13 protein-coding genes are annotated in these 19,077 nt (G+C 60.0%); 4 read left to right on the plus strand and 9 right to left on the minus strand.

Annotated elements, in window-relative coordinates; translation table 11 throughout:
• Nucleotides 1-226: 226 nt before the first annotated feature.
• Together HV782_RS09415 and HV782_RS09420 are read left to right on the plus strand one after the other, a co-directional pair.
• A complete protein-coding gene (locus tag HV782_RS09415) occupies nucleotides 227-5,008 on the plus strand; it encodes an RHS repeat-associated core domain-containing protein (RefSeq protein WP_217890344.1) in 4,782 nt (1,593 codons plus the stop codon).
• On the plus strand, nucleotides 5,009-5,425 hold the full coding sequence (locus tag HV782_RS09420) for a hypothetical protein (protein ID WP_186747507.1): 417 nt from the start codon (nucleotides 5,009-5,011) through the stop codon (nucleotides 5,423-5,425).
• A 19-nt stretch (nucleotides 5,426-5,444) separates the two neighbouring features.
• Here the strand turns inward: HV782_RS09420 and HV782_RS09425 are convergent, their stop codons facing one another.
• Nucleotides 5,445-7,235, minus strand: coding sequence for a bifunctional diguanylate cyclase/phosphodiesterase (locus HV782_RS09425; protein ID WP_186747509.1), 1,791 nt, complete (start codon nucleotides 7,233-7,235; stop codon nucleotides 5,445-5,447).
• Between the two features lie 134 nt (nucleotides 7,236-7,369).
• Nucleotides 7,370-9,454 (minus strand): carboxy terminal-processing peptidase, encoded by a 2,085-nt coding sequence (locus HV782_RS09430; protein WP_186747511.1) that lies wholly within the window; start codon nucleotides 9,452-9,454, stop codon nucleotides 7,370-7,372.
• Between the two features lie 138 nt (nucleotides 9,455-9,592).
• On the opposite strand from HV782_RS09430, the gene HV782_RS09435 reads away from it, so the two are divergent.
• Nucleotides 9,593-10,555: a zinc-binding dehydrogenase gene (locus tag HV782_RS09435; RefSeq protein WP_123467439.1), complete on the plus strand. Its 963-nt coding sequence runs from the start codon at nucleotides 9,593-9,595 to the stop codon at nucleotides 10,553-10,555.
• Nucleotides 10,556-10,698: 143 nt separating this feature from the next.
• Here the strand turns inward: HV782_RS09435 and HV782_RS09440 are convergent, their stop codons facing one another.
• The 6 genes from HV782_RS09440 to HV782_RS09465 form a co-directional block, all read right to left on the minus strand.
• On the minus strand, nucleotides 10,699-11,352 hold the full coding sequence (locus HV782_RS09440) for an HAD family hydrolase (RefSeq protein WP_128616332.1): 654 nt from the start codon (nucleotides 11,350-11,352) through the stop codon (nucleotides 10,699-10,701).
• 111 nt (nucleotides 11,353-11,463) lie between these two features.
• Entirely contained in the window at nucleotides 11,464-12,453 is a 990-nt protein-coding gene (locus HV782_RS09445) for an ABC transporter ATP-binding protein (RefSeq protein ID WP_186747513.1), read from the minus strand.
• Nucleotides 12,450-13,250, minus strand: coding sequence for an ABC transporter permease (locus tag HV782_RS09450; RefSeq protein ID WP_186747516.1), 801 nt, complete (start codon nucleotides 13,248-13,250; stop codon nucleotides 12,450-12,452). Before HV782_RS09450 ends, HV782_RS09445 begins: the two co-directional genes overlap by 4 nt.
• The gene (locus HV782_RS09455) at nucleotides 13,237-14,073 is read right to left on the minus strand and encodes an ABC transporter permease (protein WP_177490697.1); all 837 of its coding nucleotides are present in this window, start codon (nucleotides 14,071-14,073) and stop codon (nucleotides 13,237-13,239) included. Before HV782_RS09455 ends, HV782_RS09450 begins: the two co-directional genes overlap by 14 nt.
• A gap of 5 nt (nucleotides 14,074-14,078) precedes the next feature.
• A complete protein-coding gene (locus HV782_RS09460; protein WP_123467431.1) occupies nucleotides 14,079-14,885 on the minus strand; it encodes an alkaline phosphatase family protein in 807 nt (268 codons plus the stop codon).
• 176 nt (nucleotides 14,886-15,061) lie between these two features.
• A complete protein-coding gene (locus tag HV782_RS09465) occupies nucleotides 15,062-16,129 on the minus strand; it encodes an ABC transporter substrate-binding protein (RefSeq protein ID WP_123467429.1) in 1,068 nt (355 codons plus the stop codon).
• 351 nt (nucleotides 16,130-16,480) lie between these two features.
• Here HV782_RS09465 and HV782_RS09470 point away from each other — a divergent pair, with 351 nt between their 5' ends.
• Nucleotides 16,481-17,194: a UTRA domain-containing protein gene (locus HV782_RS09470; protein WP_123467427.1), complete on the plus strand. Its 714-nt coding sequence runs from the start codon at nucleotides 16,481-16,483 to the stop codon at nucleotides 17,192-17,194.
• Nucleotides 17,195-17,692: 498 nt separating this feature from the next.
• Here HV782_RS09470 and HV782_RS09475 read toward each other — a convergent pair whose 3' ends face one another.
• Nucleotides 17,693-19,027, minus strand: coding sequence for an amidohydrolase (locus HV782_RS09475; RefSeq protein WP_186747518.1), 1,335 nt, complete (start codon nucleotides 19,025-19,027; stop codon nucleotides 17,693-17,695).
• Nucleotides 19,028-19,077: the final 50 nt, after the last annotated feature.

Below are 19,077 nucleotides of genomic sequence, written 5' to 3' on the forward strand. Positions count from 1 at the left end.
GATCAAATAAACGTGGCGTGAGGGAAACCTCTCGCCACGTTTTCGTTTTTGTCTGTACGTTTTGTAGTAAACGGTTTATTGCAGATTAGTCCTACAGCAAGTGCCTACTTGCCTGACTTCTTTCCCGATTGATCCCCCGCACAGTTCCCGCGCCTAACTTTTTGCGCGAGGGAACGCCAATGTTTGACCCGGTTTTTCAGTTCGTCCTGCACGCCGACGTGCGTTGATGCAAGCCGTCACTCGTATCGAGCAGGAACTCGACAGCTTTCCCGACACCCTCACGCTCTATCGCCAGCAGCTTGAGCACTGGTTGAGCAGCACGGCTGATCAGGTCAGTCATGCGGCCGATCTGCCGTCGCTGATGGGCATGGAGCGGATTATCCGCTTCGGTGATCGCAGCACCGCCGTCAGCACTGGCGACAGCGAATTCGTCTCCGGCGTCGTCCAGTGCCCCCAGGGCGGATTGATGCTGATCGAGAGCAAGTTTGAATCCGTCTATGACATTCCACTGGGCAACATCGTGGTCGATGTGGTGGCGGTGGATGGCGGGGCCGTCACGCCTGTCACGCTTGATGCGCGCGGCGAGGGCGCATTTCGTGGCGAGCCCGGTAATTTCTACCGGGTGCAAGTGCACGGTGGCGTCAGTCCGAAACAGGTCGAACAACTTTTTGCATCCTATGACGGTCTGGCTCTTGAGCTGGAGGACTGGTTGCGCAGCGAGTGGCAGGGCTTCAAGCCGCAGTGGTCGCAGTCGGTCGCCACCGCCGCGGGCAACGGCACGCTGGCCGGGAGCTGGGCAGCCATTGAGGGGGTATGGGACAGCATTGGAATGCTGTCGGAGATTCTCAAGAACCCCGGCGCTTTTGTGGATCGACTGGGTAGTGGCGCGACCGATCTGATGAATCTGGCCGCGACGGCTCCCGAGGTCATGCAACAGTTGCAGTTGCTGGTCAGTGATGAGGCGGCGCTGTGTTTGCTGCTGCGCACGGCCAGTCTTTGGCTGGAGATGCTGCCGCCCAGTGAAATTGCCGGCAAGACCGCTGAAGCGGCGTCGATGATGATCGTGCAACTGCTGCTCGATGTGCTGATCAGTATCGTCCTGACCTTCGCCAGTGGTGGTGCCGGGATCGCCTATCTGACGCTGCGACTCGCGGATCGTGCGGTGCAACTGCTGTCGGCGGTGATGCGATTGGTCAAGGCGCTGTTCGGCATCGTCGGCGGGTTCATCAAGTACGTCGATCAATACAAAACCGTCGCCGCACGCGGCATCGTCGCAGGGGTGAAAAAGGGTCGCATGCAACTGCGCTGGAATGCCCGGCGCAATACCTCGCTGAAGAAAGGCGAGCACCACGACGATAAGCCGGATCAAGCGAAAAACCCCAACGGCGACAGCGCCGATTGCGTGTCGCGCACCTGCACCAATGGTTGTCCGGTGTCGATGGTCACTGGCGAAGAACTGCTGACCCTGACCGATGGCACGCTCGATGGCTTGCTGCCGTTCGAGTTCACCCGGTTGTACCGCACCAGCGCGGTTGAGAACGATGTCGGCCTGGGCTTTGGCTGGAGTCATTCACTGGCGCATCGGCTGGAGTTCGATGGCGATGTGGTGGTCTGGGTCGATCACGAAAACCGCCGCACGCGGTTTCCGTTGCCCAGCGTTGAACGGCCGGCGATTCACAACAGCCTGTCGCGGGCGGCGATTTTTCTCGGCGAAGAGCCGGAGGAGCTGATTCTTGCGCTGGCGGGGGAAACGGCGCGGTTTTATCACTTTCGGGCGGGGCGGCTGACGGCGGTCAGCGATTCGTACGACAACCGGTTACGTGTTTTACGGGATCGGTCTGACAGGGTTCAGCGACTGGATAACGGCACGGGTCGGTCGCTGCTGTTGCGCTATGAGCGTGCGCATCTGATCGCCGTTGATTACCAGGTGTTGGCTGGCGATGTCTGGCGCACCGAGCAAACGTTGGTCAGTTATTGCTACGACGCCCAACAGCGATTGATCGAGGCGACCAACGCCGCCGGCGACAGCGAGCGTTACGACTACGACGATCAACACGTCATCCTGCAACGGCAATTGACCGGTGGCGCCAGTTTCTTCTGGGAGTGGGAGCGGTCCGGCAAGGCGGCCCGCTGCGTGCGCCACTGGGCGTCGTTCTCGCAGGTGGACACGCGTTATGTCTGGAACGACGACGGCAGCGTGGCGGTGCATTACGTTGATGGCACCGAGGAAACCTACGTCCACGATGACCGCGCACGCCTGGTGCGCAAGGTCGAGGCCAACGGTGGCGAACAGCTCAAGGCCTACGACTCCTCGGGGCGCTTGGTCGCCGAGCAAGATGCGTCAGGTGCGATCACCGAATACCGCTACGACGAGGCCGGACGGCTGGTGGCGCTGCTTGCGCCGGATGATGAGCCGACGTCCTACGAATACCGTAACGGTTTCCTGCACAGCCGTGCACGGGGCGAGGCGGTGTGGACCTGGCGGCGCAATGCCCAGGGCGATGTCACCGAGGCGGTCGATCCTGACGGCCATGTCACCCATTACCACTACGACGCCCGTGGGCGGTTGCTGTCGATCCGTTACCCGGACAGCAGCCGCCATGTGCGGGTCTGGAACGACCTCGGTCAGCTCGTTGAAGAAACCTTGCCCGACGGTGGCGTGCGGCGCTTTTCCTACGATGCGCTGGGGCGACGGACCACCACGTGCGACGAACATGGCGCTGTCACGCGTCAGCAGTGGGATGCGCTGGGCCGGCTGGTTCAGACGACGGCGCCTACCGGTGCCACCCGCGCCTACAGCTACGGCGCCTACGGTCAGGTCACCGCCGAGCGTGACGAACTCGGGCGCATCACCCGTTACGAGTATGACGATGACCTGCACCTGGTCTCGCGCAAGATCAACCCCGACGGCACGCGGGTGCAGTACCGCTACGACCATGCGCAGTTGTTGCTCACCGAGATCGAGAACGAGTCCGGCGAAACATACCGCCTGGACTACACGTCCACCGGATTGATCCGACAGGAAACCGGCTTCGACGGCCGCCGTACGGCGTATGCCTATGACCTCAACGGGCATCTGCTGGAAAAGACCGAGTTCGGCGATGACGGCTCGACGCGGGTCACAGCTTACGAGCGCGATACCGCCGGGCGCCTGCTGATCAAGACCCTGCCCGACGGGGTCAAGGTCGAGTACCGCTACGACCGCCTCGGGCGTCTGGTGGGCGTCGATGACGGGCAAAAACATTCGCTGGCCTTCGAATACGACCTGCAGGATCGGCTGATCACCGAGCATCAGGGCTGGGGCACCCTGCGTTACGCCTACGACGCCTGCGGTCAGCTCAAGCGCCAGCGCCTGCCGGACAACAGCAAGCTCGACTATCACTATGCCAAGGGCGGCGCGCTCACCGCCATCGACCTCAACGGCGCATCGCTGACCCGCCACGTCTACCAGTCCGGTCGCGAACAACAACGTCAGCAAGGCCTGCTGCTCAGCGAATATGCCTACGACGACCAGGGCCGTTTACTCGCCCACGCTGTAGGCCATCAGCACGCTTCGCTGTACCGCCGCGATTATGCCTACAGCGCCAACGGCAACCTCGAGCACATTGCCGACAGCCGCCACGGCCAGCGCACCTACGGCTACGACGCCCTCGACCGCCTGATCCGCGTGCGCCACTCGCGCGACGAACTGCCGGAAACCTTCGCCCACGACCCGGCCGGCAACCTGCTGATGCAGGACCGCCCCGGCCCGACACAAATCAGGGGCAACCGCCTGCTGATGCAGGGCGACCGCCATTACGACTACGACGCCTTTGGCAACCTGATCCGCGAACGCCGTGGCCGCGACCAGCAATTGGTCACCGAATACCGCTACGACAGCCAGCACCGCCTGATCGGCCTGACCCGCCCCGACGGCAAAACCGCCAGTTATCGCTACGACGCCTTCGGCCGACGCATCCGCAAAACCGTCGACGGCGTCAGCACCGAGTACTTCTGGCAAGGCGACCACCTCGTCGCCGAAAGCAGCAAAACCCAGCACCGCAGCTACATCTACGAACCCGGCACCTTCCGCCCGCTGGCGCTGCTCGACGGCAAAGGCCCGAAAAAGGCCTGCCCGTTTTACTACCAGCTCGACCACCTCGGCACGCCGCAGGAACTGACCGACTACAGCGGCGAAATCGTCTGGTCGGCGCAATACGACGCCTACGGCAAAGTCGCGGCGATCACCCTGGCCGGCGAGGACTACCTGGACCAGCCGCTGCGGTTTCAGGGGCAGTATTTCGATGCGGAGAGCGGACTGCATTACAACCGGCACCGGTATTACGACCCGCGGCTGGGGCGGTATCTGACGCCCGATCCGGTGAAGCTGGCCGGAGGGTTGAATCAGTACCAGTACGTGCCGAATCCGACGGGGTGGGTGGATCCGTTGGGGTTGAGCTGCAGTTGCCCGCCGCCGGAGCCACGACGTCCAATGCGGTACGAGGCCGGTGGCGTGGTCGTCGAAGAGGGAGCGCCTTCGCTGCCAAAGATGACGGCGCAGGAGCGGCGGGCGAGGCTTGATGAGGTGGCTGAGGAGAATGCGAAGCGTCGGGTACATGAATATGAAGATCTTTATGACATGCACACCGTAAAAAAACACAGTTCCGAAATTCCTGATCGAGCCCTTAAGCAGCGTGGCATAAATGGTGCTGATCCTCACACCGGGATTGTCCCGCTACGGGCCAGAGGAAATCTTAGCTCTCAGTTCCATAACTGGCGCATGCATCTGGGCGCGTTGAATAAAGCGATGACAAAGGATAAAGATGGTTTAATTATGCACACAGGGAAAGATCAAAAAGGTAATCCAATAGTTAGGCTGGAGCTACCTGGGGCTGGGCGTGGGTATAGGCCAAATAAAATGAATCAGCAAGATCCGAGCCTCAATGAGGATATGAATTGGTTTGAAGTGAAATTCGATCAAGGAAATACACAGAAGCCGTTTACGGGGTTTCCTGCTGAGGGTAAGTAAATGTTGAAAGATCCGTTTTTGAATAAACCTTTTGAACCGGGGTTAATGTGGTTTATTGGTGTGTTAGATGTTTATGATCGGGAAGAAACTCGAGGAGTAGAACTCGGGGTTTACAATCCCGAAGACCCTGGTGAACGGGAGGCTTTGATCCGAAAGTATTGTCTGGATCTGCCGTACCTCTCTCATAGGCACAAACTGGTCTTACTTGAAAATTTGGAAGTAAAACTTGCGGATCCAGCATATGACTTTCAGCACTTGTTCGAGATCGACCCGTGCGAAGCCGCAAGTTGGCCTCGTGGAGAATGGGATTCCCTAGAAAATCCTCGCGGTTTTTTCGAAGATATTCATAAGTTGGCGAAAGAGGTTTGGGAGCTGGATCTTGCAAAAGCCGCTAATGAAGATCGGTCTACATGGTAGTTTCGATTATTTGAAAACATCAACGATGGCCTGAAACGAGTACTTCGGTAAAAGGTAGCGCCTTCATGCTATCAATCACATGCACGCTATACCCCGGAACATTCTTCGCATGATGCTTCGCCTGCGACGCCATTTCCGCGAGTTGACTGGCGTCCAGCTGTGCGCAGGCTTCGGGATGCAGGTGCACCACGCCGATGGACAATGACAACAGCGGAAACTCCTGCCGTATTCCCTGGCGATTCGGGGCGATGAAGCAGCCGGCATCGAGGTGTTCGGGGCGATAGAAGCGGCGGCATTGGCTCTGGAAGTCGTCGAGCAACTGGTTGAGGCGTTTGCGCCAGTCTTCCGGGCCGAGGACGAGGAGGAAGTCGTCGCCGCCGATGTGGCCGACGAAGTCGCGGGACGGGTCGACGCGTTCGTTCAGGCATTGCGCCAGGCATAGCAGGACTTCGTCGCCGCGGCCGTAGCCGTAGATGTCGTTGAAGGGTTTGAAGCTGTCGATGTCGACGTAGCAGATGACCGATTCGCGGCCCTGTTGCAGCAGACGGGTCAGGCATTGCTGGATCGGTACATTGCCGGGCAGCAGGGTCAGCGGGTTGGCGTAGCGGGCCTGCTGGATCTTCAGTTCGGTGATCAGTTTGAGCACGTCGATCACCCGACCGAGGCCGAGGTAGCTGCCGTTGAGGGTAATGATGAAGTCTTCTTCGATGCGCTGGCGAGCGCGGCTGGTGATCAGGCGGCTGACCTGTTGCAGCGACTGGCTCATTTCCACGGCGAGGAAGTCGTCGTTCATCAAGCGGCTGATCGGTTTACGCGCGAACAGGTCGGTGGCGAAGGGTTTGAGCAGGGCATCGGACAAGGAATGGCGGTGGACGATGCCGCACGGCTGGCCTTGTTCGTCGAGCACGGCCAGCGAGTTCAGATTGGCCTGACGGCGAAACGCTTCCAGTACCGTAGCGGTTGGCGTGTCGCGCCCCACAGCCGGTTGGTCGTTGAGCAGGGCGCTGAGGTCGCTGCCTTCGTCGTTCAGCGCGACGGTGCTGCTGTCATGTTTGGGCATCATCGCACGGGCGTCGCGGGGCGGGTGCTCTTGTGGGCGACCAAGCAAGTATCCTTGCACCAGATCCACGCCCATTTCGGTCAACACTGCCAACTCCTCTGGCAGTTCGATGCCTTCAGCAATCACCTGCGCGCGTGAGGCTTTGGCGATCTGCAGGATCGAACCGACGAACTCCCGTTTCAACGCATCCTGATGAATGCCGTCGATGAAGTGGCGGTCGATCTTCACGTAATCCGGACGCAGCTCCGACCACAGGCGCAGGCTGGAGTAGCCGGCACCGAGATCATCCAGCGCAATCGAAAAGCCCATCGCCCGGTAGTGATGCAGCGCGGTTTGCAGTAACTGGAAGTCATCGATTGGTGTCTGCTCGGTCAGTTCGATCACAACCTGGCTCGGCGGAATACCGAAGTCTTGCAGCAACTGCAGGGTGCGCCCCGGTTGATGGGCAGCTTCGAGCAGCGACTCTGGCGAGACGTTGAGAAACAGTTTGCCCGGCAGTTGCTGCTCATTGAAACGGCGGCAGGCCGATTGTCGGCAGGCAATCTCCAGTTCGCTCAGGCGCCCGGCCTGACGCGCCACGGCGAACAGGGCAATGGGTGAGTGCAGCGGACTGTTGGACGGGCCACGGGTGAGGGCTTCGTAACCGAGTATGCGTCGCTCAGAGAGGCAGATGATTGGCTGGAACAGGCTGTGTAAGCCGCTTTGACTCAAGATCGAGCTCAGGGCACTCAGCTGTTCGGTCGTGGTCATGGCAATCTCTGGCGATAAAAAAAGGACTGGGAGCGCTCTCGATGAAGAGAATGGCTCCCAGTCCTTTATTGCACGACAGAATGATGACTGTTTGATGACGATCCCGGGATCATCACCATTAAATTGCCATCACCTTACTTCTTGGCCACCTGATTGCTCAGCTTCAGGTAATCCAGCAGCACGCGCCCGGTTTCGCTCAGGTAGGCATCGTCTTCCGGTTTGACCTTGTCCGGTTCGGCAGCCGCGATGAGGTCTTCATCTTCTTTTTTCAGCTCTTTGAGCGGTTCTTCGCCTTTGGCCTTGCGACGGATGTTTTCCATGGCCAGTTGTTTGGCGTCGATGTCGGTGTGCTGGGCACGACGCTCGGCTTCATTGAGACTGACGGTTTTCTCTTCCATCAGTTTCTGCGCCAGCGCCAGCTTGTCACGGATGAACACGAACTCGGCATCCTTGGCGGTGCGGGTGTCATGCTCGGACTTGAGCTGGGCCAGAAACGGTTTGAACGGATCAGCCGCCGGTTTGATCGCCGCGCGGATGGTGTCCCACGGCATGGCTTCCGGCAGGGCGCTCTCGCCGATTTCCTTGGTGTCGATCAGCGAAGGGTAGTCGATGTCTGGCAGGACGCCCTGATGCTGGGTGCTTTGACCGGACACCCGGTAGAACTTGGCCAGGGTCAGTTTCAGCTCGCCATGGTTCAGCGGCTGGATGGTCTGCACGGTGCCCTTGCCGAAGGTCTGGCCACCGATGATCAGCGCACGATGGTAGTCCTGCATGGCGCCGGCGAAGATCTCCGAAGCCGAGGCAGACAGGCGGTTGACCAGCAATGCCATCGGGCCTTTGTAGAATGCGCCCGGGTTTTCATCTTCGAGCACATCGACACGGCCATCGGCGTTACGCACGAGCACGGTCGGGCCCTTGTCGATGAACAGGCTGGTCAGCTCGGTGGCTTCCTGCAGGGAACCGCCGCCGTTATTGCGCAGGTCGATGACCACGCCGTCGACTTTGTCTTTCTGCAGTTCGGTCAGCAGTTTCTTGACGTCACGGGTGGTGCTCTTGTAATCCGGGTCACCGGCACGGAACGCCTTGAAGTCGAGGTAGAAGGCCGGGATCTCGATGACGCCGAGCTTGTAGTCCTTGCCGTCCTGTTTCAGGTTGAGGATGGACTTCTTCACCGCCTGATCTTCGAGCTTCACCGCTTCACGGGTGATCGACACGATCTTGGTGGTCTGGTCGTTCGGCGCATTGCTCGCCGGAATCACTTCCAGGCGGACCACAGTGCCTTTCGGACCACGGATCAGTTTGACCACTTCGTCCAGACGCCAGCCGACCACGTCGACCATTTCTTTGTTGCCCTGGGCAACGCCGATGATCTTGTCGGCCGGGGCAACCTGTTTGGTCTTGTCGGCCGGGCCTGCCGGCACCAGACGCACGACTTTCACCTGGTCGTTGTCGCTCTGCAACACGGCACCGATGCCCTCGAGGGACAAGCTCATGTTGATGTCGAAGTTTTCCGCGTTATCCGGCGACAGATAGTTGGTGTGCGGATCGTACGACATGGCGAAGGTGTTGATGTACGCCTGGAAGATGTCTTCCGGACGGGTCTGGTCCAGGCGCGCCAACTGGTTCTTGTAGCGCTTGGTCAGGGTTTCCTGGATCTGCTTCGGCTCTTTGCCGGCGATCTTCATCCGCAGGACTTCGTCCTTGACGCGTTTGCGCCACAGGTCGTCGAGTTCGGCGGTGGATTTGAGCCAAGGGGCGTCCTTGCGATCGATCAGCAAGGTTTCCTTGGTGGTGAAGTCCATCTTGTCGACGCCTTTGTTCAGCTCGGCAAGGGCGAAGTCCAGACGCGCCTTGACGCGGTCCAGATAGCGCTTGTAGATGGTGAACCCGGCGTTGAGGTCGCCGCTTTTCAGGAAGTCGTCGAACTGGGTCTTCCACTTGTCGAATTCGGCGATGTCGCTGGCCATGAAGTAGCTGCGCGACGGATCCAGCAGCTTGATGTAGCTGTCGTAGATGATCACCGAGCGCGCATCGTCAAGCGGCGGCTTGCTGTAGTGGTGACGCTTGAGCAACTCGACGACGTTCAGGCTGGCGATGACTTCATCGCGATCAGGCTGCAACTTGTCCCAGCTGTTGGCTGCGAATGTGGTGCCCGACACCGGCAACAAACCGATACCGATGAAAAGAGCGAGGGCGGTGCTGGGGAGCAAATGCTTCATGCTGATTCGACGCGGGGACAATTGATAACGCATATTAGGCCGTCTTTGAAGTCGCCGGTTCTACGAGAGCCGGTCGCATAATGCAAAAAGCCCGGCGCTACAGCTTCGGGCTCAGTCCAGACTCACTATGGAGGCACTGTGAAGGCATTGCAAGGCGTTGAAGGTCAAGTGGCATGGGTTGAAGAGCCGAGTCCTACATGTGATGTAGGACAAGTCCGCATCCGCGTGGCAGCAGCCGGCCTCAATCGCGCCGATTTATTACAAAAAGCCGGGCTCTATCCGCCACCGCCTGGCGCCAGCCAAGTGCTCGGCCTTGAGTGCTCGGGGGTGATCAGCGAGGTCGGCGCGGGCAGTTCGTGGCAGGTCGGCGATCGGGTTTGCGCCTTGTTGGCCGGGGGCGGGATGGCCGAAGAGGTGGTCGTCGACGGACGGCATGTGCTGCCCGTGCCCGAAGGCGTGTCGTTGATCGAGGCCGCCGCATTGCCTGAGGTTTATGCAACAGTCTGGCTGAATGTGTTTCAACTTGCGGCGCTCAAGCCGGGTGAGAAAGTTCTCTTGCACGCTGGCGCCAGTGGAATCGGTTCAGCCGCCATTCAGCTGTGCAAAGCCTTTGGCAATCCGTGCTGGGTCAGCGTCGGTTCTGCCGAGCGGCTGGCTTACTGTGAGGCGCTGGGGGCCCAGGGCGGGGTCGTGCGTACCGACGATCTGGAAAGCCTGCGCGATTTCGGCCCGTTCGATGTGATTCTCGATCCGGTAGGGGGCAACTACTCGGCGCTCAACCTCAAGCTGATGGCGCTGGATGGACGCTGGGTATTGATCGGTTTGATGGGCGGCCGTGAGGCAAAACTGGATCTGGCGCAGGTCTTGGCCAAGCGTGTGCAACTGCTGGGCTCGACGTTGCGCAGTCGCGATGATCAGTTCAAGGCGGATTTGTTGAGTGATCTGGGCCAGCAGGTGTGGCCGTTGTTTGCAGAGGGGCGCTTGAGTCCGCAGTTGGCCAAGGCTTTCCCGGTGAAGGATGCCGAGGCGGCGTTTGCGGAGTTAGCGAGTAATACGGTTTCCGGGAAATTGGTGTTGGTGATTGACGAAAGTCTGAGCTGACAGCAGGGAAAAGCCCCTCACCCTAACCCTCTCCCATAGGGAGAGGGGACTGACCGGGTTGTTCTGCTGGGCTAGATCGACCTGATGCATCGGGTCGAACTCAGGTTTGGAATATCAGCCTGCCTGTGCAGATTAAATCTTTGTCATTTCCACAGATGGATCGGCCAACCGGCCTTTTCGGCATGCTCCAGCAACACCGGATCCGGATTGACCACGTGCGGGAAATCCACCTTCAGCAGCAACGGCAGATCATTGCGTGAGTCGGAGTAGAAGCTTGCGCCCTCGAGGTTCTCTTCCTCGGCATCCAGCCATTCCAGCAAGCGGGTGATCTTGCCTTCGCGGTAGGTCAGGGTGCCGACGGTCTGACCGCTGTAAACGCCATGGGCGACGTCCAGTTCGATGCCCAGAATCTCGTCGATGCCCAGACGTTCGGCAATCGGTTTGACCAGGTGCGTGCCCGAGGCCGAGATCACCAGGATCCGGTCGCCGGCCTTGCGATGGGCGGCAATGGTTTTGGTCGCGTCGCTGAAGATGATCGGTTCGATGAAGTCTTCCACCCACGGACCGACCAGATGTTCGACCTCTTCCGGGGGGCGACCGATCAGCGGCTCGAGGCTGAACGCCATGTACTCTTCCATGCGCAATTTGCCATGGCTGTAGGCGTCCATCAGTTCGTTGTTCTTGCGCATGAACGACTCGGGATCGACCCAGCCCAGGCGACCCATCTGTTCGCTCCAGAGGGTGGCGCAGTCGCCGTGGATCAGGGTTTCGTCCAGATCAAAAATTGCCAAAGCCATCGGTTCTCTCCGAGAACAGCTGCGAGCTACTTGCTTCGAGCTGCAAGAATGGGAATCAGGTTCGCCGCAGTCTACAGCTTGAGGCTTGTAGCTCGAAGCTTGCAGCTGCTTTCAAGCGACTTCACACAGGGCTGTCGGATCGATGGAAAGCGCCAGGCGCTGACCGTCGGGGTGCAGATCCGCCGCCGAGCGGTTGAGCACGTCCACCACCAGTTCCACGCCGCGCGCCTCGACCCGGTAGCGGATGACGTTGCCGAGCAGGCTGTGGCTGCGGATCTGCGCATCCAGTTCGCCGTTGAGGCTCAATTCGATGGCTTCCGGGCGAATCGCGATGCGGTGGTTGATCGGCCGTTGCAGCAGTTTCGAGGCACTGTCGGCGTCGAGCAGGTTGTAGTTGCCGATGAAGCCGGCGGCGAACAGATCGACCGGCGCGGTGTACAGGGTTTCGGCGTCGCCGCTCTGGACGATTTTCCCTTGGTTCATCAGGAAAATCCGGTCAGACATGGTCAGCGCTTCTTCCTGATCGTGGGTGACGAAGATTGTGGTCAGGCCGAGTTCGCGCTGGATCTGGCGGATCTGTTCACGCAGGTGTTTACGAATTCGTGCATCAAGGGCCGACAGCGGCTCATCCAGCAGCAGTAAACGCGGGCGGGTCACCAGCGAACGGGCGAGGGCGACACGTTGGCACTGACCGCCGGAGAGCTGGTGCGGATAGCGGCTGGCGAAGTCGTGCAGTTCAACCAGTCTCAACACTTCGGCAACGCGTTTATGGCTGTCGTCGGCATTGACCTTCTGCATGCGCAGACCGAAGGCAACGTTCTGCTCGACGGTCATGTTGGGGAATAGCGCGTAGCTCTGGAACACCATGCCGATCCCGCGTTTTTGCGGGCTCAGTGGCACGATGTCGACGTTATCAAGGAGGATCTTGCCGCCATCCACCGACGTCAGGCCGGCAATGCAGCGCAGCAGCGTGGACTTGCCGCAACCCGACGGGCCGAGCAGGGTGACGAATTCGCCCTTGTTGATTTCGCAATTGATGTCGCTGAACACCGTGGTGCCCGCGTAGTTTTTCTTCAGGTTCTGGACGCTGACATAGCTCATTCGCTTTTGTCCTTGTTCAAGATGTTGGCGATCCAGGTCAGGACCAGCACGAAAAAGAAATACGAGATCACCAGCGCACTGGTGAAGTGACCGCTGCTGTTGCGCATGTTGTTGAGGTACACCTGCAGGGTTTCGTAGCGTGTGCCGACGAGGATGTTGGCGAACACGAATTCACCGAACAGGAACGAGAACGACAACAGCAACGCGACCATCAGACCTTTGCGCAGGTTCGGCAGCACCACCAGGAAGGCCGCCTGAAAGGTGCTGGCGCCGAGCAGTTGTGCGGCGTCCATCAGGTCGCGCAGGTTGATCGCCTGCAGGTTGTTGGTGATCGCGCGGTACATGAACGGCAGCGCCACGGTGAAGTAGCAACCGATCAGGATCCATGGCGTGCCGACCATCGCCAGCGGTCCGGAACCGTAGAGCTGCAACAGCCCCACCGACGACACCACCGGCGGCACTGCGAAGGGCAGCAGGATCAGGATGTTCATCAGCGCATCGAGTTTCGGGAAGTGGTAATGCACCACGAACAATAGCGGCAGAATCAGCACCACCGACAGCACCAACGCGCCGACGCACACCAGCAACGATTGGCCGAAAGCGTGCAGGAAGCGTGGATCGCTCCACAACTGCAGGTACCACTTGAAGGTGAAGCCGCTGGGCAGGATGGTCGCCGACCAGCTGCTGGCGATCGAGTAGATCAGCGTGCCTGCCAGCGGCAGCAACAGGATCGCGAACAGCAGATAAACCACGACGCGGTGGTAGACGCCGGCCGGGCCGGATTCAGCGCGAGACATGGTAGCTCCTCTTCAACAGCAGTTGATGCACGACGGTGACGATGGTCATCAGCGCTACCAGCACCACGGCCAGCGCGCTGGCCAGGTTCGGGTCCAGCGAAATGTCGCCGGAGACCATCGCCGCGATGCGGATCGGCAGCACGTTGAAGTTGCCGGTGGTCAACGCGTACACCGTGGCGTAGGCGCCGAGGGCGTTGGCCAGCAGGATCACGAAGGTGCCGAGCAGGGCCGGGGTCAGTACCGGCAAGCCGATGTGGCGCCAGAACTGCCAGCCGTTGGCGCCGAGCAGCGCGGCGGATTCGCGCCAGTCTTCACGCAGGGCGTCGAAGGCCGGGTAGAGCAGCAGCACGCCGAGCGGGATCTGGAAATAGGTGTAGAGGATGATCAGGCCGGTTTTCGAGTACAGGTTGAAATCCTCGATGATTCCGGCCTGCTTGAGCATGAGGGTGATGCTGCCGTTGAACCCGAGCAGAATGATGAACGCAAAGGCCAGGGGCACGCCGGCGAAGTTGCTGGTCATGTTGGCGAAGGCATTCACGAAGTTGCGCAGTTTCGAATCGACCCGGCGCAGGGAATACGCACCGAGCACGGCGATGATGATGCCGAACACGCTCGACCAGAAGCTGATCTCGAGGCTGTACTGGATCGCCTGCAAATAGAACTTCGAGCTGAAGATCTTGCTGAAGTTGGCGAAGCCCCAGCCGAACTCTTCCGACTGCAGGCTGTTGATCATCACCCAGACCAGCGGGGCGATTTCGAACACGATAAAGAACAGGGCGAAGGGCACCAGGCACAGGGCCGCGAGCCATTTGCCGCGAGTCATGGCATTCACTTGAGCAGCTCCCGGCACACAGGTTTGTCGTGGGGCACGCCGAGCAGTTCGCAGACCGTGCCGCAAATGTCGATCTGTTTCGGTGCGGCGTCAGTGTTGAGGCTGAAGGCGTTACCAAGGACGAACAGCGGCACTTGGCGTTCTTCCGGCAGCAGGCCGTTGTGCGAGCGGTCGTTGTTCATGCCGTGGTCGGCAGTCACCAGCACTTGATAGCCGGCATCGAGCCAGCCTTGCAGGTAGTCGGCCAGGATGATGTCGGCGAAGCGGGCGCTGTTGCGGTATTGCGGGGTGTCGAGGCCGTGCTTGTGGCCGGCATCGTCGATGTTCATCGGGTGGATCAGCAGGAAGTTCGGCGCATGGCGCAGGCGCAGGTTTTCCGCGTCGGCGAACAGGTGTGAATCCGGATAGTGGTCATTCCAGTAGAAATGTCCGTGCTGGATCGGCAGCGCCGGATCGTCGGTGTGACGGTCGCGGGCGGCCACGAATGGCGAGCGGTTGTACAGCTCGCTGACCCAGTGATAGGCCGCAGCGGCGGTCTTCAGGCCGGCGTCGCGGGCGTAGTGGTAGATGCTGCGCTGGTTGGACAGGCGCGAGACATCGTTGTGGACAATACCGCTGTCGATTGGCGGTACGCCGGTGAGGATGCATTCGTAAAGCGGTCGGGACAGGGCCGGCAGCTCGCACTCCAACTGGTAGAGCGCGGCGCGTCCTGCGCCAACATAAGCCTGCAGATGCCCCATGGCGTGACGTGCGACCTCGTAGTTGAGGCCGTCGAGCACGACAAGGATGACGTTGTGTTTCATAGGGGCAACAACTCCGCGAAATTCAAATATTCCGGAATCAACTCAATCCCTTGTGGGAGCGAGCTTGCTCGCGAAGGCGTCATGTCAGCCATCATCAATGCTGAATGAATAACCGCATTCGCGAGCAAGCTCGCTCCCACAGGAATCTTTGTCGGATCAAACAGTGGGTCAAGCCATCACTTCATCTCGACGATGACTTCTTCGTTCCACTTCTGCGGCAGGGCCTTGGAGGTTTTTTCCCACGCGTCGGCGTCCTTGATCGGCGTGACCTTCTTGTACTGCTCGTTCGGCAGCAGCTTGGCTTTCACGTCTTCCGGCAGTTGCAGGTGCTCGGCGCGGATCGGACGGGCGTTGCCGCGCGCCAGGTTGGTCTGGCCGGCGTCGCTGAAGATGTATTCGCGGGTCAGCTTGGCGGCGTTCGGGTTTTTCGCGTACTTGTTGATGATGGTGGTGTAGCCGGAGATCACCGAGCCGTCGGACGGGATCAGCACCACGTAGTCATCCGGGTTGGCCATCTTGGCCTTGTAGCTCAGGCCGTTGAAGTCCCAGACCACACCGACTTCGATCTCGCCTTTTTCCATGGTGGCGATGGTCGGGTTGGCCATCGACAGGCGACCCTGCTTGGCGATGTCTGCAAACAGCAGCAGGGCCGGCTGGAGGTTCTTCTCGTCGCCGCCGTTGGCCAGGGCCGCGGCCAGTACACCGTTGGCGGCTTGCGCGGCGGTGCTCACGTCACCGATCGAAACCTTGTATTTGCCGCCCTTGAGGTCAGCCCATTTGGTCGGTACTTCGGAGCCGTGCAGCAGCTTTTTGTTGACGATGAAGGCGATGGTGCCGGTGTAGGCCAGCGCCCAGTTGCCGTCCTTGTCCTTGGCCCATGCCGGAATCTGCTCCCAGGTGCTTGGCTTGTACGGTTGCACCACGCCTTGCTTGACCGCGATCGGGCCGAAGGCGGCACCGACGTCGCCGATGTCGGCGGTGGCGTTGTCCTTTTCAGCGGCGAACTTGGCGATTTCCTGGGCCGAGCTCATGTCGGTGTCGATGTGTTTCAGGCCGTAGGTCTTGGCCAGGTCTTCCCAGGTGCCTTTCCAGTTGGCCCAGTCATCGGGCATGCCGACGCTGTTGACGGCGCCTTCCGCTTTCGCAGCGGCTTCGAGGGTTTTGAGGTCGGTGTCGGCCGCCATGGCGGCGGTGCACATTGCAATGGTCGAGCCTAACAGTGTTGCCAGGAAAAGCTGTTTCATTCCGAAGCTCCTTGGTCGTGTTCAACGCTGCGATTGCGGTTTGTGTTGGTCTAGGTCAGCAATACCTGAGCCAATTTAAGGGGGCTGGATGACACTTTGATGTCGGCGGCCCTGCTTCAGGCGTTTTAATTGCGCTTGATCGGTGACTGCCCCGTAAGCGTAGACCAGGCTCAAAGGCCCGGCCGGCAAGGGACTTGGCCGATGTATTGCAAGCCGTGAGTACGACCGTTCGGCAGCTTTGTCATCTTTCGGTCATCTGCACTGCCTAGGCTTTCCACACGCGGAAACGGTTCATTGGCCGCCAGGTTTTGCCCCGAAACAGTGCTGGTCTAGTCCAGATAGGTAACGTTGATGCGCGATGAGGCAACAAAAGCGGTGACAGCCATTGGTCAGGTGTTGCAGGAGCAACTCGACCACGGACTTCTCGCGCCCGGCAGCAAGTTGCCGGCCGAGCGCAAGCTCAGTGAGTTGTTTGGTACGACGCGGATTACGGTGCGCGAGGCGTTGTTGCAACTGGAGGCGCAAGGGCAGATTTATCGTGAGGAGCGGCGTGGCTGGTTCGTTTCGCCGCCGCGCCTGGCGTACAACCTGATGCAGCGCAGTCACTTTCACGCGATGGTCAGTGCGCAGGGGCGGGTGCCGTCGACCGAGGTGATTTCGGCGCGCCTGCAACCGGCGTCGGCGGCGGTGTGTGAGTGGTTGCAGTTGCCGGCGCTGTCCAGCGTGATTCAGATTTGCCGGTCACGGCGGATTGACGGGCGGCTGGTGTTGTATGTGGAGCACTATCTGAATCCGCAGTTTTTCCCGGGGATTCTGGGGTTTGATTTGAATCAGTCGATCACCGAGTTGTATGCGCGGCATTACGATTTGCACTATGGGCGGGTGCGGTTCGAGATTGTGCCGACTTCATTGTCGGTGGATGCAGCGGCGGCGTTGCGTGTTTCTGTCGGGAGCCCGGGGTTGAGGATTGCTCGGGTCAATTATGATCAGCATGAGCGGTTGATTGATTGTGATCTGGAGTTTTGGCGGCATGATGCGATTCACGTATCGGTTGATGTGGTTTGATCGTTTTGGGGGCATATCCGTTGCTTCGGGTGTTGCTGATTAGGGTTCCGCCCTTACGGCGGGTCACTTTTTCCAGACGCCGAAAAAGTAACCAAAAAGGCTTGCTCCTACGTCCGGCCCGCTCGCTAAAGCTCGGGGTTCCTTCGCTCCGGGAACGATCCGGGCGCAGCGCCTACGGTTTGCTTCGCTGCACCTCCACTCGCTGTGTTTGGCTGCGCCAAACGGTCGCTGCGCTCCCACCCCCCGGATCAATCCCTCCACTCAGCCTTCCGATGTCGCCCGTGGATCAAGATCAAAAGCGGTACTCGAGCTAACGCTCATTGTGTTGAGTGGTGAGAAGCCGAAGCGATACGAATATCTAACGGTGAACTCAATCCCTGTGGGAGCTGGCTTGCCAGCGATGGCGGCCTGACAGCCGACCAATTTCTGGCAGGCTGCACACGGTCCAAATGTGGGAGCGAGCCTGCTCGCGAAAGCGCCCCCACAGTCACCTCAAACCTACTTGCCTGCCCCCGCATTGGCATACAAATAATCCGTCGCCAACGACGCCATCGTCCTCACGCCCACCACCAGCGCCGACTCATCCACAAAGAACCCCGGATTGTGATTCGGCGCGGCTTTGCTCATGTCCTGATCCCGCGGTGTCACCCCGAGAAACACGAACAGCCCCGGCACTTCCTTGGCAAAGAACGAGAAGTCTTCCGCGCCCCCCACCAGCGGTGCATTCACCACGTCATCCTTGGCTGCCCATTTCAACGTCGGCAGCATTTTCTCCGTCAGTGCCGGGTTGTTAATCGTGGGGTCATATTTTTCGATGATGGTCACGTCGGCTTTCGCGCCGCCGCTTTCGGCGATTTTTTCGATGGTCTGGCGCACGTCTGCGTGCAGTTTCTGGCGGATGCCGTAGTCGTACGAGCGAATGGTGCCGCTCATGTCGACGGATTCGGGAATGATGTTGTAGCGGGTGCCGCCGTTGATGGTGCCGATGCTCACGACTGACGGATAGGACGAGATGTCGGTGCGGCGGCTGACCACGGTTTGCAGGCCGACGATGGTTTGCGCGCCGACGGTGATCGGGTCGATGCCGTCCCAGGGGCGGCCGGCGTGGGTTTGTTTGCCGAGGATTTTGATGCGCAGGTCGTCGGAGCTGGCGAGGGTGGCGCCCGGGCGGTAGGCGATCTGGCCGGCGGGGACGCCGGCCCAGACGTGCAGGCCGAACACGGCGTCGGGTTTCGGTGATTTCATCACGCCTTCCTCGACCATCATTTTCGCGCCCCAGGTGTTTTTGCCGTCGGGGATGAAGTCGCTCGGGCCCTCTTCGGCGGGCTGGAAATAGAACACCACGGTGCCGGGCAAGGTGTCGCGCATGCCTGTAAGAATTTTCGCTGTACTCAGCAGGATCGCAGTGTGGGCGTCGTGGCCGCAGGCGTGCATCACGTCGACTTCTTTGTCCAGATAGGTGCCTTTGGCTTGCGAGGCGAACGGCAGGTTGGCGACTTCCTTGACCGGCAGTGCGTCCATATCGGCGCGCAGGGCCACGGTCGGGCCGGGCAGGGCGCCTTTGAGGACGGCGACCACGCCGGTGCGGGCGACGTTGGTTTTGACTTCCAGGCCCAGCGCCTTGAGCTGTTTGGCGACCAGCTCCGAGGTGCGTTTTTCGCTGTTGCCGAGTTCCGGGTGGGCGTGGAGGTCGCGGCGGGTTTCCAGCAGTTCCGGTTCAAGGGCCTTGGCCTGCGCGGCTATGTGTTCGCGGCTGCTGTCCAGGGTGGCGGCAGCGGCGTGGCCGGCGACAAGGCTGAGTAGAAGGGCTTGGGTCAGGCGGGTGAGCTGCATCGGGTTTCTCCTTGGTTATTGTTGTTCTGGCTTCCATGCCTGTGACCCGC

It is taken from the genome of Pseudomonas monsensis, from assembly GCF_014268495.2.
Classification (GTDB): domain Bacteria; phylum Pseudomonadota; class Gammaproteobacteria; order Pseudomonadales; family Pseudomonadaceae; genus Aquipseudomonas; species Aquipseudomonas monsensis.

Excerpts from the sequence above, each read along its gene's own strand:
- HV782_RS09460 (WP_123467431.1), bottom strand. The coding sequence starts at position 14,885 with ATGAAACACAACGTCATCCTTGTCGTGCTCGACGGCCTCAACTACGAG.
- HV782_RS09455 (WP_177490697.1), bottom strand. The coding sequence starts at position 14,073 with ATGACTCGCGGCAAATGGCTCGCGGCCCTGTGCCTGGTGCCCTTCGCC.
- HV782_RS09445 (WP_186747513.1), bottom strand. The coding sequence starts at position 12,453 with ATGAGCTATGTCAGCGTCCAGAACCTGAAGAAAAACTACGCGGGCACC.
- HV782_RS09420 (WP_186747507.1), top strand. The coding sequence starts at position 5,009 with ATGTTGAAAGATCCGTTTTTGAATAAACCTTTTGAACCGGGGTTAATG.
- HV782_RS09450 (WP_186747516.1), bottom strand. The coding sequence starts at position 13,250 with ATGTCTCGCGCTGAATCCGGCCCGGCCGGCGTCTACCACCGCGTCGTG.
- HV782_RS09430 (WP_186747511.1), bottom strand. The coding sequence starts at position 9,454 with ATGAAGCATTTGCTCCCCAGCACCGCCCTCGCTCTTTTCATCGGTATC.
- HV782_RS09475 (WP_186747518.1), bottom strand. The coding sequence starts at position 19,027 with ATGCAGCTCACCCGCCTGACCCAAGCCCTTCTACTCAGCCTTGTCGCC.
- HV782_RS09465 (WP_123467429.1), bottom strand. The coding sequence starts at position 16,129 with ATGAAACAGCTTTTCCTGGCAACACTGTTAGGCTCGACCATTGCAATG.
- HV782_RS09470 (WP_123467427.1), top strand. The coding sequence starts at position 16,481 with ATGCGCGATGAGGCAACAAAAGCGGTGACAGCCATTGGTCAGGTGTTG.
- HV782_RS09425 (WP_186747509.1), bottom strand. The coding sequence starts at position 7,235 with ATGACCACGACCGAACAGCTGAGTGCCCTGAGCTCGATCTTGAGTCAA.
- HV782_RS09415 (WP_217890344.1), top strand. The coding sequence starts at position 227 with ATGCAAGCCGTCACTCGTATCGAGCAGGAACTCGACAGCTTTCCCGAC.
- HV782_RS09440 (WP_128616332.1), bottom strand. The coding sequence starts at position 11,352 with ATGGCTTTGGCAATTTTTGATCTGGACGAAACCCTGATCCACGGCGAC.